Here is a 13,003-nt window from a genome sequence, read left to right on the forward strand (position 1 = left end):
AAGACCGCATAGTTAGGCAAAACCCTGCCGGAACCGCTGCGACGGACCATGGATCAGCTAAAGCTAGTCGCCCTCGACGAAGAAGACCTGAACATCGTCTCGGCGCATGTGCAGGACGCGGTGATGAGATTGGGCGATCTCAAATTCCTGCCGCGCGATCGACGCTTCGTCATGCCGATGAACCGTTTCGCCTGGGAAACGCAATCAGGCCTTTTTCCGGACAAGCCGCAGCGCCGCAACAGCGTGCTGCATTTCGAACGGGTGAATTCGGCGAAGGCGGCCGGCCTGCCTCGCGACAAGCCGGTCGAAACATTGTCGCTGCTCGCCCTGCGGTTCCTGCCGTCGCAGGCGCCGGCTGGAGCGATCGAGCTGGTTTTCTCCGGGGGCGGCATGTTGCGTCTCGAGGTCGAGTGCATCGAGGCAAAACTGTCCGACCTGGGAGGCGCTTGGGAAGCCTCCTCGCGGCCGAAACACAAGACCTGAGTATCCGCCTTGGCCATCACACTTCGCACCTCCGAGGCCGATTTCGAGCAGCGTTTCCAGGCGCTGCTAACCGCCAAACGCGAGGATTCGCCGGAGGTCGACCAGGCGGTGCGCGGCATCATCGCCCGGGTGCGCGCCGAGGGCGACGCCGTGCTCAAGGAACTGACCAAAAAATTCGACCGCGCCGACCTCGACGCGATTGGTCTGCGTGTCCGTCCCGACGATGTCGCCGCCGCCTATGCCAAAGCCGATCCGGAAACGGTGGAGGCGCTGAAATTCGCGCGCGACCGCATCGAACGCCATCACGGCAGGCAGATGCCGAAGGACGACCGCTATGTCGATCCCATCGGCGTAGAGCTGGGCTCGCGCTGGACGGCGGTCGAATCGGTCGGGCTCTACGTGCCGGGGGGTCTCGCCAGCTATCCAAGCTCTGTACTGATGAACGCCGTCCCGGCGAGGGTCGCCGGCGTCGAGCGCATCGTGATCGCCGTGCCGCCGACCGGCGGCGACATCAACCCGCTGGTGCTTGTCGCGGCGGACATCGCCGGCGTCTCCGAAATCTACCGGGTCGGCGGCGCGCAGGCGATTGCCGCCCTTGCCTACGGCACCGAAACGATCCAGCCGGTCGCCAAGATCGTCGGGCCCGGCAACGCCTATGTCGCGGTCGCCAAGCGGCAGGTTTTCGGGCAGGTCGGCATCGATTCGATCGCCGGACCGTCCGAGGTTCTGGTCGTCGCCGACAGGCACAATGATCCAGAATGGCTGGCCTCGGATCTGCTGGCCCAGGCCGAGCACGGCATGGGCGCACAGTCGATCCTTATCACCGACGATTCCGGCTTCGCGGCGGAAGTCGAACGGGCCGTCGATGGGCAGTTGAAGACTTTGGCCAGCCGCGACCATGCAAGCGCGAGCTGGCGCGATTTCGGCGCGCTCATCGTCGTCGACCGGCTGGACGACGCCTTGCCGCTGGTCGACCGCATCGCCGCCGAGCATGTCGAGCTCGCTTTCGACGGTGCCGAGGAGTTCTTCGCCAGGATGCGCAACGCCGGCGCCGTATTCATCGGCCGCCATACGCCGGAAGTCATCGGCGACTATGTCGGCGGCTCCAACCACGTCCTGCCCACCGCGCGTTCCGCCCGTTTCTCGTCCGGCCTCTCGGTGCTCGACTTCGTCAAGCGCACCTCCGTGCTGAAACTCGGGCCGAAGCAGTTGAAGGCTCTCGCGCCGGCGGCGATCGCGCTGGCAGAGGCCGAGGGCCTGCCCGGCCATGCGCGCTCCGTCGCCATCCGGCTGAACATGTAGGCGGCGATGTCGGGCACCGGCCGAACCAACGCCAGGCTGGTCGACGTCGAGCTCGACGAATCGATCGGACGTTCGACGCCCGACATCGAACACGAGCGCGCGGTCGCCATTTTCGACCTGATCGAAGAGAACCGCTTCCAGCCGGCCGGCGACGCCGGCGGCGGTCCCTATCGGCTGAAACTGTCGCTCGTCGATTCGCGGCTGGTCTTCGTCATATCGCGCGAAACCGGCGCGCCGGTCGTCACCCACATCCTGTCGCTGACCCCCTTCCGCCGCATCGTGAAGGACTATTTCCTGATCTGCGAAAGCTATTACGAGGCGATCCGCTCCTCGACGCCCAGCCAGATCGAGGCGATCGACATGGGGCGGCGCGGCCTCCACAACGACGGTTCGCAGACGCTGCTCGACCGGCTTACCGGCAAGATCGAGCTCGACTTCGACACGGCGCGGCGACTCTTCACGCTGATCTGTGTGCTGCATTGGCGTGGCTAGGGGGCGATTTGAGCACCCTCCCCCGGTCGATCCTGTTCATGTGCCGCATGAACGCGGTGCGCTCGCCGATGGCCGAGGCCGAGGCGCGGCGCATGCTTCCCAAGACCGTCTATGTCGCGTCCGCCGGCATTCGCCGCGGCGAACCCGACCCTTTCGTCGACGCGGTGTTGGCCGAGGACGGATTGCCGACACAACGCCATCGTTCGAAGACGCTCGACGACCTCGAAGACGACTATTTCGACCTGATCGTCACACTGGCGCCGGAAGCTCATCACGCGGCGCTGGAACTGACACGCTCGCTGGCGATCGACGTCGAATACTGGCCGACGCCCGACCCGACCATAGTGACCGGAACGCGCGACCAGATCATGGCGGCCTATCGTGACGTCCGCGAGCGGCTGAAGGCGCGCATTTCGGCACGATTCAGCGTGTGAGTATCCGGTTCCGACAACCGAATATGCGTGTTCACAAAGAGTCCATAATCATATAGGTTCCGCGCAATTCTCCGGACCAGAGTTCCGGACACAACCATCCAAGCAAAGGTAGCGAATGCCGAAGGAAGAAGTCCTCGAGTTTCCGGGTATGGTCACAGAACTGCTCCCGAACGCCATGTTCCGGGTGAAACTCGAAAACGAACACGAGATCATCGCTCATACGGCCGGCCGTATGCGCAAGAACCGCATCCGCGTGCTTACCGGCGACAAGGTCCTCGTCGAAATGACGCCCTACGATCTGACCAAGGGCCGCATCACCTACCGCTTCAAGTGACCGGGCCGGCCCACGGCTCTTGGCGATGAGCACCCTTCACAAGCTTGTGCTCGCCTCCGGTTCCCCGCGCAGGATCGAACTGCTGCAGCAGGCCGGCATCGAGCCGGATCGCATCTTTCCCGCAGACGTCGACGAGACTCCGCAGCGTGCCGAGCATCCGCGTTCGTTGGCTAAGCGCTTGGCGCACGCCAAGGCCGAGAAGGCGTTCGAGGCGCTGCGGGAGGATGCCGATCTTGCAGGCGCCTTCATCCTTGCCGCCGATACGGTGGTGTCGGTGGGGCGCCGCATCCTGCCCAAGGCGGAGATGACGGAGGAAGCCTCCAACTGCCTGAAGCTGCTGTCGGGCCGGGCGCACCGCGTCTATTCCGGCGTCTGCCTGATCACGCCCGGCGGCAAGATCCGCCAGCGCCTGGTCGAGACCAGAGTGCGCTTCAAGCGGCTTTCGCGCGAGGAACTGGAAAGCTACCTCGCCTCCGGCGAATGGCGCGGCAAGGCCGGCGCCTATGCCGTGCAAGGTCTTGCCGGCAGCTTCGTCGTGAAAATGGTGGGCTCCTACACCAACGTCGTCGGCCTGCCGCTTTACGAGACGGTCGGGCTGCTGACCGCCGACGGCTTCAACGTCCACTTCAACTGGCTATCGGGACGCAGCGGATGACGGCCGACGGTGGGAAGGTCACGCCGCTCCGGCCTAAACGCCCGTGCCCAGAATGCGGCCGTCCCTCCGCGCGCGACACCTATCCGTTCTGCTCGACGCGCTGCAAGGATGTCGACCTCAACCGCTGGCTTACCGGCGCCTACGTCATCAGGGCGACCGATGACGAGGACGAAGGCGGCGGGCCGAATGACGAAAAAGGTGCCGGCTGAACGACCGGAAACCTTGGCATGCGCCGGCTCCAGCCTACGCAGTTCCCGATCAAGCCCGGAGCGAAACAGGAAATTCGGCTAAGTTCGATTCTCGGTGTCACAGGTGCTGGACAGCCAAAAATCCCGTGCTATAACCCAGCCGCTTTCGCCGGTTCGCCCCGGCGGTCTCGCGGAGCCAGCATAGATCCGGCTTAGGGGACAGATGCCCAGGTAGCTCAGTTGGTAGAGCAGCGGACTGAAAATCCGCGTGTCGGTGGTTCGATTCCGCCCCTGGGCACCACCAGCTATTGGTCCATTCTGGACACATAGGTTACGTTTTATACCGGAGACTTAGGTAACACGTTCGGCCCGAAAGGGTTGTCGAGTCGTTCCTGTCTGCATGTCTCATCGTCGAAACAGCCCAGGTCATAATCCATGAGGCTGGCCAGCCAGATCCGGTCGTCGACCTGTTTGATGCCGACGGTCTGTCCGGCGAAGACCTGGCTGAGATTGATCTTCTTGCGATTGTAGCGGATGCGCCCGCAGGTGGTGACGGTGACTGCCTTGTGTGGAAGGGGTGGTCGAGCTCCGGCGGTCCCCGGTAGGGCCGCGGCGACGGGCCGTAGCGCTCGGCAGAGTAAGCCACACGATCGCCTCCTGCTCACAAGCGTCCACAAACCTGTTTGACAGCCCCACGATCTATACCCTGAGAATAGGGCGACCTCTGCTTGATGCTCATAGACCGCGGTCCACGGGCTGAGGTATCGTGTCGACAGCGTTTAGCTGTCGGATCAATGGCCTAGCGCCGCAAGACGTTCTCGACGCCATGGCTGAGACGCTGAGTGGATAAGGGCGCGGAATGCCTCGTTGGCAAAGATTGACTGCAGTGGCCTTCCTGCAGTCTTGAGTGCGGTATCAGGCCAACGGGAAGTCAATGCAGATTCACGGATACCGGACACATCGACCCTGCAAGGACAGCATCTCAGCGCGTGCGCTTGGACTCATTCTGGGTTTGCTGGCCTGGATCGCACCGGTCTACGCGCAAGAGGTGCTTCGCATACCCTACGTGGCCGATATCGGCACTTTCGATCCGGACAACGGGTTTGAGACCGGTGCGATAAGCGCAATCAACAACGTCTATGAAGGGCTCGTCGAATACGAGCCGGGTTCGACCAAGATTGTCGGTTTGCTCGCGAGGAACTGGGAGATTTCCGACGACGGCCTCACCTACACGTTCCACCTTGCCGAGGGAGTAAAGTTCCACGACGGCACGCCGTTCAATGCGGCGGCGGTCATAAAATCCTTCGAACGCCGCCGCGATCGTGGACTGACCCAGAGCTACTCGCTGGCCAATGTGAAGGAGATGAAGGCTCCCGACGATTCAACGGTAGTGCTCACGCTGGGCCATCCTCAGCCTTCGTTCCTCGATGTCCTTTCCAGTCCATGGGGGCCCAAGATCATCAGTCCGGCAGCGCTCGCCGAGCATGACAATGGAGACTTCGCGACGACCTGGCTCAATGAGCACGCGATTGGCACGGGCCCGTTCAAACTTGCTGAATTCAAACGCGGTCAACGCTACAGCCTCGAACGCAACGATGACTATTGGAGCGACAAACCCTTCTTCCAGCAGATCCAGATTTCGGTCGTGCCGGATATCAGCCAGCAGATCCTTCAATTGCAGGCGGGTGCAATTGACGCCGTGCCGATCAACTATCCATTCGCGCAACTCACCAGCCTGCCGGATGGTCTTGAGATCACTGCCGCGCACAGCATGATACCGTACGATCTCTTCGTTAAGCCGAATTCGCCGGTGGACCACGCCGAGATCCGCGAGGCCATTTTGACAGCGATCAACCCTGCGCTGTGGGTCAAAGACGCCTTTGGAGAGTTCGCGAGCCTGTCGAGGTCGGTCTATCCAAACGTGATGCTCGATCCAGTGAATCCGATCCAGTTCCCGACGAACTTCGAGGCAGCGAAAGCCGCGATCGCCAAGCATGGGCCGGTCAGTTTGGTTATTGGTCTGCATAGCGCGGCCCCGAGCTACGCCCGGATCGCCGACCTGATGATAGCACAACTGGCGTCGATCGGCGTAAAGGCAACGGCTTACGTGCTGCCCTCTGGCGCTGCTTATACGTTGAAAGACGACCCGAACCCTCCCGATATGCTGCTCACGATCGCGGGCCCGGACGCCGCTCACCCGGACAGCCAAGCCAAGGCGTTCTTCACCAAGGACGCTCCTCTCAACTTTTTTGGTCGGTCGCTGCCGCAAGCCGATGCCATCGTGGACCAGGCCGGACAGGTGACTGACGTGAAAGAACGCGATGCTCTCTACGAGAGAGCGGGGCAGATGTATTTCGATGCCGGCATCGTCATCCCGCTTGTCGACGTCGATGACGTGGTTGTCCACGCCAAGGGTTTGACCGATCTTGGACTGCGCCCCGTGAACCCACCCGGCAATATCGACTTCGCCACCGTTCGCCGGGGACCCTGAATTCGGGAAGCTGGTCAGGCTCGCCCCGGCAGGTGGTCAAGCTTTCGCACCGAATGTCCGAACCTGTGACCGAATCCGTCCTCTCCGTCAAAGATCTCTCGGTCGTTCTCAGCCGCGAAGGCCGTCCATCCCGCGTCCTCGATGGCATCAGCTTCGATATGTTCCCGCGCGAAATCATCGCGCTGGTCGGGGAAAGCGGTTCCGGCAAAACAAGCATTGGGCTCACTCTTCAGGGGCTCTTGCCGCACGAATATCGTCCGCAGGTGGCAGGCTCGATCCGGCTAGCGGGGATAGAACATGTCGGGGCGGGAAGCCGCACCTGGCAGTCGGCCCGCCGCCACCTCGTTCGCGCCATCTCGCAAGATCCGATGGGCGCGCTCAATCCCACGATGACCATCCGCCGCCAGATGCGAGAATCCAATGGGGGGGCCGACGGATCGATCGAAGATTGGCTCGCCAGAACCGGCCTGCCGGACCCGAATCGGATCGCTGACGCACTTCCACACCGCCTGTCGGGAGGACAGCGTCAGCGAGTGCTTATTGCCATGGCGATGATGGCAAGACCGAAGCTGCTTATCGCCGACGAGCCGACCACCGCGCTCGACGTCACAGTGCAGGCGCAGATCCTCGACCTGTTGCGCGATCTCGCCCGTGAGCAGCAGACGGCAATTCTGTTTGTCACGCACGATCTTACTGTGGCGGCGTCACTGGCCGACCGAATCCTGGTTCTTTATGCCGGACGCATCGTTGAAGTGGGGCGCATAAAGGATGTGGCCCGCAATGCCGCGCACCCCTATTCCGCTGGCTTGCTCGCCGCCCGATTCGATTTAGACTCCGATCGACGGCGCCCGCTTCCCACCCTCCCGTCGGAGCACACGCTATCGTCCAATGTTGAAAACGCCTGCGCCTACGCGACACGTTGCCCGATCGCCCAGCCAGACTGCATGGCAATCCGCCCGTCGCTGGAGCCTGCTTGCGTCCACGGTGGCACAGTCGCCTGCCTTCACCACGAACAAACCCCATACCTTTCGGCGCAGCGCACCGATGCGAAACCATGGCCGGTCAGGCCGATCTCGGAAACCGCGGCTTTGAGGCTGTCCAACGTCGGAAAAACATATCCGACGGGCACGCGATCGTTTTGGGGTCGGCGTCAAGCACAGTCAGTCCTAAAGTCGGTCAACCTGTCCATCAAGCTTGGCGAGTGCGTGGCCCTGGTGGGTGAGAGCGGCGCCGGCAAGTCCACCCTTCTGAGGATTGCCGCCGGACTCACGGCACCCGATAGCGGCACTGTTACACGCTTCGACAAACTTCCTCCGCAAGTGGTGTTTCAAGATCCCGTGGCGGCGCTTACTCCATGGCTCACAATCGGCGAGCAGATCGGCGAGCGCCTGCGGGCGGTATCGCTCGGCAGCGATTATGGCCGCCGTCGCGTCGGAGAGGCAATAAAGCTGGTCGGCCTCGATCCGGTCTTGATGGACGCGTTGCCGGCCGAGATATCGGTCGGACAATGCCAGCGGGCCGTTTTGGCTCGCGCGATAATCGTCCCCCCTAGACTTCTGCTGTGCGATGAGCCGATCAGCGCCATGGACGTGTCTCTCGCGGCCACCACCTTGAACCTTCTTGGCGACCTTCGGCGGCGGCTCGATATGGCGATGCTTTTCGTGACCCACGATCTGGCGGCCGCGAGGATCATCGCCGACCGCATTGCGGTGCTGAGGGACGGCGAATTGATTGAGATCGCCGATCCGGATGCGATCATTGCCGCACCGCAGTCCGCCTACACACGATCTCTCATCGCGGCGATGCCGAACCTGCAAGCAGGAGGCGGACGATGACCGTCAGGCCAAGCCCGGACACGCTGCCCACGCGGCCTCGGTTTAACTGGCGTGATTTTTTCCGGCGTGCCGGCTGGCTCGGAAGCGTCGGTATTGTCGGCGTGCCTGTCGTCACCCTTGTGGCCGTGCTGGCGCCCTGGATCACGCCGTTCGACCCACAATTGCGAGTCGCCGGGGCCTACTTGCCGCCTTCGGCCGAGCATTGGTTCGGCACCGACGAGATCGGCCGTGACCTGTTCTCGCGCGTCATCCTCGGCATTCGATATACGTGGCTGCCAGGGCTTGCCGTTATCGGTTTCAGTCTCACTTTGGGCTCCCTGGTCGGACTGATTTCCGGCCTGGTGGGCGGCAAGACAGATCTGGTCATCGAGCGGATCGTCGACTTATTCTTGGTCCTTCCAGGAACGCTCATCGCGCTCGCCGTCGTCGCTTCCCTTGGTCCGGGGCTCGTCAACACGATGATCGCACTCGCCATCGTGTGGTGGATGTGGTACGCGCGTATATCCCGTGATGAAATTCGCCGCCTTAAGGCTCGGCCTCATGTCGAGGCGGCGCGCATCGCCGGGGTTCGCGGTCCCCGTCTGCTGTTGCGTTATTTGTTGCCGGGAGTGGTCCCCGCCTTGCTCATCGGGGCATCGCTGGATGTCGCCAACGTCGTCATGACGATGTCGCTGATGTCATTCCTTGGCCTCGGATTGCCTGCACCCGCGCCTGAACTAGGAGCGATGACCTCGCGCACCCTCGACAGTCTGACTGTCCATTGGTGGCTGCCGATCCTGCCGGCCGCAATCATCTTTCTCCTCTGCCTCCTTGCGAACCTTGCCGGCGACGGCATGCGCGCCGCCCTGCGGGGGGCCTAGATGCTGGCATATTTCGCCAAAAGCATCGTCGGCGCCGTGGTCGTCCTGCTGGTGATGAGCTTCATCGTTTTCGGCCTCCAAAGCATTATTCCCGCCGATCCGGCGCGCGCCATTGCCGGGCCCAGTGCTCCGCCGGAAACGGTCGAAACGATGCGTAGGCAGCTCGGAATGGACGATCCTGTTATTGTTCAATACGGGCATTTCCTATTGCGCCTCGCCCACGGCGATTTCGGGACCTCGGTAAGGACCCGACAGCCGGTGTTGGACGACGTGCGGCAATATCTCCCCGCTACGCTTGAACTCGGAATGGTGTCGATCGCTTTGGGGCTAGCGCTCGCAGGCGTCATGGCGGCGCTTCAGTTCCTGATTCCGGGATCGGGCAGCATAAAGCTCGCTTTGGTGGGAGTAGGCTCCACACCAATCTTTCTGTCGGCCTTGCTTCTCGCCTACTTTTTCTGGTTCCGCCTCGATTGGCTTCCCGGAGCGGGTCGGCTCGCCTATCTCGACTTCGCAGGCCCAACGGGACTCAACGTCATAGACGGAATATTGGTCGGCCGACCCGAAGTCAGCGTCGACGCGCTGCAGCACATGATCCTGCCGGCGCTTGCCTTGGCGTTGCCTATCGGCGTCGCGGTCGGCCGGAGCCTAAACGGCGCGCTTCACGAGGTAATGAGGCAGACATATATCCGAACCGCGCGTGGCAAGGGTCTCAGCGAGGCTGAGGTGCTGTTTCGCCACGGTTTGCGCAATGCAGCCACCGCCCCGCTGTCCATGCTCAGCCTGCAGGTCCGCCTCTTATTCGGCAACTTGCTGGTCGTTGAGCGCGTCTTTGGCTGGCCCGGTTTGGGTCTTTATACGGTTCAAGCTTTTGCCAGCGCTGATCTCCCGGCAGTGCTAGGCGTCGCAATCGTTTTCGGAATCCTCTACATCTTGGTCAACACGCTCATCGAGATTGTGCAGACAATGGCAGATTCTCGGATCACACTATAATAATGCTCATTTAGACGGCTATCTTGGCACCAGTGATTTTCGCCGCATCGGCAGCCCAGATGGGGAGGCTGAAGGTTATCGATGCCCCGCCCGCCTCGACATTTTCCGCCCAAACTCGTCCGCGGTGTGCCTCGACAATTGAGTGGCAGATTGCCAGGCCCATTCCCATTCCATCCGGCTTGGTTGTGTAGAACGCCTCAAAAATCCGTTTCGGATCGGTAAGTCCGCGGCCGCTGTCTTTTACCTCGACCTCCACCGTTTCGTCATGCCGACATCGCGAAACGATCCGTAGACTTCGTGCGCCGACGTTGACGTCCTGCATCGCCTCGATGCCGTTGCGGACTATGTTCAGGACGACTTGTTCCATCTGGACGTGATCGGCAGCGGTCGCCGGAAGGCTGGGATCGAGTTGAAGATCCAGCTTGACGCTACTTGATGCGAGCCTGTCGCTCAGGAGTTCACACACCTCTCGGATCACCGCGTTCAGATCTATCGCATTCGGTTCGGCTTCGGTCTTGCTGAACAGCGCACGGATGCGGGTGATCACCTGTGCCGCCGCGTCGGCGCTCCTGATGATTTTTTCGGCGACGCGACTGGCGTGATTGAAGTTCGGCGGATCGGCGCTCAGCCATCTCTGGAAGGCGCCGGTGTTGGCCACAACCGCCTGGAGCGGCTGATTGAGTTCGTGTGCAATGGACACAGACAGTTCGGACAGGCTGGCGGCACGCAAGGCGCGCGCGAGCCGTTCGTCGGCCAGACGCAACGATTCCTGAGCGCGGACCTCGTCGTCGATGTCGAAGTTGACGCCGTACCAGCGAAGGATGGTACCGTCTTCGTCGCGCAGCGGTTCGAAGCGCGAATCAATCCAGCGATATTCGCCGTCCTTCCGGCAAAGCCGACCTTTGTGCTGAAGTGGCTCTCCACGGGCAAAGGACTTCTCGAACACGGCCTTGACGGCTGCCCGGTCGTCGGGATGGAACAACCCGACATGCGAGGCGAATTGCCGTGTACCTCGCGGTTGCTCCTTAGCAGAGTCGATGCCCGCCCAGTCGACGAACCGTTTGTTGAAGTAGTATGGCAGTCCCGCCGGCGTCATCAGCCAGATCATGGTGGGAACTGTATCGACCAGCAGACGGAGTTCACGCTCACGCTCACCTAACGCAGCTTCCGCCTTCTTCTGATCGTCGATATCAGCCGTGTGGCCATACCATCCGGTAAGCCTTCCATGGTCATCGCGCGAAGCGATCCCGGTGTCGCGGAACCATCGATACGTCCCGTCGAACCGACGCACACGATGCTCGTCGATCACTGGCTCGCCCGTCTGCAAGCTGTGACGCCATCGCGCCATGCTCGTCTCGACATCGTCTGGATGGACGAACTGTGTCCAATGATAATCATCGTCATCCATGATGCGGCGCATCTCATCGGCTGTCACGCCTACATATTCGAGTGCCGCGGGATTGAGTAAGCGCAGGCGGCCATCCGCGGAGGCCGACCATCCGAGGCCCGGAATATCGGCAAGGCTGCGTCCAGTGGCATGGTAGACCCGGTCATAGAAGCTGGTGGTCCTGAAGATCTTTATCACGAGCCATAGGGCCAATGCCGCGACGACAAATACCACCAACCGGACCCCGCCACCGGCCGCCCCTGCTTGCAGCGAAAACAGGATCACGGATGAAAGCAGACCTGCCGCGGCAACGGCAAGCAAGCCGGCCTCCCAACCGATACAGACGCATATGACTGCAACGGCGACCAGCAGAACGTAGGGTTCATTGGCTAACAACGCCAGTAAGACGCTCGCAGCGCCGATCGCCAATGCCACGGCGCGGCGTTGTTTCGTTGACGTCAGCTCCATTTCCGACCTCTTGAGACCGCCTCTGCGACCCACTCCTTAGGGCGGCCGTTATCCAAATCAGTTACGGAACCCCAAAACCGGATTTCAGATGTACCTTCTTCCAAAATCGAGGCCGATCAGCGGCTTTCCACAGGAAGCGACTGCCAAACGTTGAAGAGATGGGAGATGGACCTCGCGTTCAACTTCTTCATCATGTTACTCCGGTGGAGCTTTACGGTGATCTCGCTGATACCGAGATCCGATGCGATCTGTTTGTTCATCGCACCGGAGACTACGAGCCTCAGCACTTCCCGCTCGCGGGGCGTAAGGGTCTCATAAAGGGCCAGATTCTTGCTCGATACGGTCGATGCCGCTCGTCGCGCGACGTCGTTGGCGATAGCGGTCGACACAGCGTCAAGGAATGTCTGGTCGCGGACAGGCTTGGTTAGAAAATCCACTGCCCCCGCCTTCATCGCCTGGACGCTCATTGCGATATCGCCATGACCCGTCAAGAATATGATCGGCGTTAGTATGCCCCTGGTTGCAAGGACGTGCTGAAGATCTAGGCCGCTCAGACCCGGCATTCGCACATCGAGAACGAGGCAGCCTGGCCGGTCCGGCAATTTTGCGTCCAGTAGTTGCTGGCCCGAAGAAAACGACATCGTGTCGATGCCGACAGAATTCAGCAACTCCTCCAACGCGTCGCGGACCGTTGCATCATCATCGACCAGAATTGTTATGGGACTGTCTGCGATTTCTGAAGTTACCACGCCCATGACTCTCGCCTCGGGAGATATGCCGGACACGAACTGGCCGCGTTCACGCGGCCAGTATCAGCCGCGCTTTCGTCACACGTCAACCAGGACCTGCGCCTCACGCGAGGGAGCAGGAACTCGTCGATCGCAACTATACCCGCCAATTCACAATGTGTAGATCAGGTCTTGCGTACCTGTATAGCGATGGGCGACGCAACACTACAAAGGGCGAGCGGACCGAGCGATTTGGTTGGTCGACCTAGACCTTGGCATAGGCATGTGGAGCGTCGGTTCTGGAAGGCCATCAGGCGCGCCGTTCAGGTGATAAGCGCGGACGGAGCCAATATCAC

The 13,003-nt window shown here is 61.5% G+C and carries 13 protein-coding genes, 1 tRNA gene and 1 pseudogene; 12 read left to right on the forward strand and 3 right to left on the reverse strand.

Annotated elements, in window-relative coordinates:
- The first annotated feature begins 48 nt into the window (after positions 1 to 48).
- From ABMA59_RS21290 to ABMA59_RS21325, 8 genes are all read left to right on the forward strand, one after another.
- The gene (locus tag ABMA59_RS21290) at positions 49 to 483 is read left to right on the forward strand and encodes a DUF2948 family protein (protein WP_349007400.1); all 435 of its coding nucleotides are present in this window, start codon (positions 49 to 51) and stop codon (positions 481 to 483) included.
- A gap of 9 nt (positions 484 to 492) precedes the next feature.
- Positions 493 to 1,785, forward strand: a complete 1,293-nt coding sequence (hisD, locus tag ABMA59_RS21295) for a histidinol dehydrogenase (RefSeq protein WP_349007401.1) — start codon at positions 493 to 495, stop codon at positions 1,783 to 1,785.
- A 6-nt stretch (positions 1,786 to 1,791) separates the two neighbouring features.
- Complete coding sequence (locus ABMA59_RS21300; protein ID WP_349007402.1) at positions 1,792 to 2,277, forward strand: UPF0262 family protein; 486 nt, start codon at positions 1,792 to 1,794, stop codon at positions 2,275 to 2,277.
- A 38-nt stretch (positions 2,278 to 2,315) separates the two neighbouring features.
- Positions 2,316 to 2,711 carry an arsenate-mycothiol transferase ArsC gene (locus tag ABMA59_RS21305; RefSeq protein WP_349007444.1) on the forward strand — a complete coding sequence of 132 codons (396 nt, stop codon included), beginning with the start codon at positions 2,316 to 2,318 and terminating at the stop codon, positions 2,709 to 2,711.
- 115 nt (positions 2,712 to 2,826) lie between these two features.
- Complete coding sequence (infA, locus tag ABMA59_RS21310; protein ID WP_308060069.1) at positions 2,827 to 3,045, forward strand: translation initiation factor IF-1; 219 nt, start codon at positions 2,827 to 2,829, stop codon at positions 3,043 to 3,045.
- 25 nt (positions 3,046 to 3,070) lie between these two features.
- On the forward strand, positions 3,071 to 3,700 hold the full coding sequence (locus ABMA59_RS21315; protein WP_349007403.1) for a Maf-like protein: 630 nt from the start codon (positions 3,071 to 3,073) through the stop codon (positions 3,698 to 3,700).
- A complete protein-coding gene (gene yacG, locus ABMA59_RS21320) occupies positions 3,697 to 3,909 on the forward strand; it encodes a DNA gyrase inhibitor YacG (RefSeq protein WP_349007404.1) in 213 nt (70 codons plus the stop codon). Before ABMA59_RS21315 ends, yacG begins: the two co-directional genes overlap by 4 nt.
- A 204-nt stretch (positions 3,910 to 4,113) precedes the next feature.
- Positions 4,114 to 4,189: transfer RNA gene (locus tag ABMA59_RS21325), tRNA-Phe, on the forward strand.
- 37 nt (positions 4,190 to 4,226) lie between these two features.
- Here the strand turns inward: ABMA59_RS21325 and ABMA59_RS37250 are convergent.
- Positions 4,227 to 4,534 (reverse strand): annotated as a pseudogene (locus tag ABMA59_RS37250) (IS481 family transposase); the annotation flags it as partial.
- A gap of 288 nt (positions 4,535 to 4,822) precedes the next feature.
- Here ABMA59_RS37250 and ABMA59_RS21330 point away from each other — a divergent pair.
- From ABMA59_RS21330 to ABMA59_RS21345, 4 genes are all read left to right on the forward strand, one after another.
- On the forward strand, positions 4,823 to 6,379 hold the full coding sequence (locus ABMA59_RS21330) for an ABC transporter substrate-binding protein (RefSeq protein ID WP_349007405.1): 1,557 nt from the start codon (positions 4,823 to 4,825) through the stop codon (positions 6,377 to 6,379).
- 65 nt (positions 6,380 to 6,444) lie between these two features.
- Positions 6,445 to 8,214 carry an oligopeptide/dipeptide ABC transporter ATP-binding protein gene (locus ABMA59_RS21335; protein ID WP_349007406.1) on the forward strand — a complete coding sequence of 590 codons (1,770 nt, stop codon included), beginning with the start codon at positions 6,445 to 6,447 and terminating at the stop codon, positions 8,212 to 8,214.
- The gene (locus ABMA59_RS21340) at positions 8,211 to 9,074 is read left to right on the forward strand and encodes an ABC transporter permease (protein WP_349007407.1); all 864 of its coding nucleotides are present in this window, start codon (positions 8,211 to 8,213) and stop codon (positions 9,072 to 9,074) included. The genes ABMA59_RS21335 and ABMA59_RS21340 overlap by 4 nt, the downstream gene beginning before the upstream one ends.
- Positions 9,075 to 10,064: an ABC transporter permease gene (locus ABMA59_RS21345; protein ID WP_349007408.1), complete on the forward strand. Its 990-nt coding sequence runs from the start codon at positions 9,075 to 9,077 to the stop codon at positions 10,062 to 10,064.
- Positions 10,065 to 10,074: 10 nt separating this feature from the next.
- On the opposite strand, the gene ABMA59_RS21350 is transcribed toward ABMA59_RS21345, so the two are convergent.
- Both ABMA59_RS21350 and ABMA59_RS21355 read right to left on the reverse strand, forming a co-directional pair.
- Complete coding sequence (locus ABMA59_RS21350; protein WP_349007409.1) at positions 10,075 to 11,919, reverse strand: PAS domain-containing sensor histidine kinase; 1,845 nt, start codon at positions 11,917 to 11,919, stop codon at positions 10,075 to 10,077.
- Between the two features lie 116 nt (positions 11,920 to 12,035).
- Positions 12,036 to 12,674, reverse strand: a complete 639-nt coding sequence (locus ABMA59_RS21355; RefSeq protein ID WP_349007410.1) for a response regulator transcription factor — start codon at positions 12,672 to 12,674, stop codon at positions 12,036 to 12,038.
- Between the last annotated feature and the right edge of the window lie 329 nt (positions 12,675 to 13,003).

Source organism: Mesorhizobium yinganensis (assembly GCF_040081985.1).
GTDB classification, from domain to species: Bacteria; Pseudomonadota; Alphaproteobacteria; order Rhizobiales; family Rhizobiaceae; genus Kumtagia; species Kumtagia yinganensis.

Coding starts and splice junctions, on each gene's coding strand:
- ABMA59_RS21300 (WP_349007402.1), top strand. CDS start 1,792: ATGTCGGGCACCGGCCGAACCAACGCCAGGCTGGTCGACGTCGAGCTC.
- infA (WP_308060069.1), top strand. CDS start 2,827: ATGCCGAAGGAAGAAGTCCTCGAGTTTCCGGGTATGGTCACAGAACTG.
- ABMA59_RS21355 (WP_349007410.1), bottom strand. CDS start 12,674: ATGGGCGTGGTAACTTCAGAAATCGCAGACAGTCCCATAACAATTCTG.
- ABMA59_RS21340 (WP_349007407.1), top strand. CDS start 8,211: ATGACCGTCAGGCCAAGCCCGGACACGCTGCCCACGCGGCCTCGGTTT.
- yacG (WP_349007404.1), top strand. CDS start 3,697: ATGACGGCCGACGGTGGGAAGGTCACGCCGCTCCGGCCTAAACGCCCG.
- ABMA59_RS21345 (WP_349007408.1), top strand. CDS start 9,075: ATGCTGGCATATTTCGCCAAAAGCATCGTCGGCGCCGTGGTCGTCCTG.
- ABMA59_RS21330 (WP_349007405.1), top strand. CDS start 4,823: ATGCAGATTCACGGATACCGGACACATCGACCCTGCAAGGACAGCATC.
- ABMA59_RS21290 (WP_349007400.1), top strand. CDS start 49: ATGGATCAGCTAAAGCTAGTCGCCCTCGACGAAGAAGACCTGAACATC.
- ABMA59_RS21315 (WP_349007403.1), top strand. CDS start 3,071: ATGAGCACCCTTCACAAGCTTGTGCTCGCCTCCGGTTCCCCGCGCAGG.
- ABMA59_RS21305 (WP_349007444.1), top strand. CDS start 2,316: ATGTGCCGCATGAACGCGGTGCGCTCGCCGATGGCCGAGGCCGAGGCG.
- ABMA59_RS21350 (WP_349007409.1), bottom strand. CDS start 11,919: ATGGAGCTGACGTCAACGAAACAACGCCGCGCCGTGGCATTGGCGATC.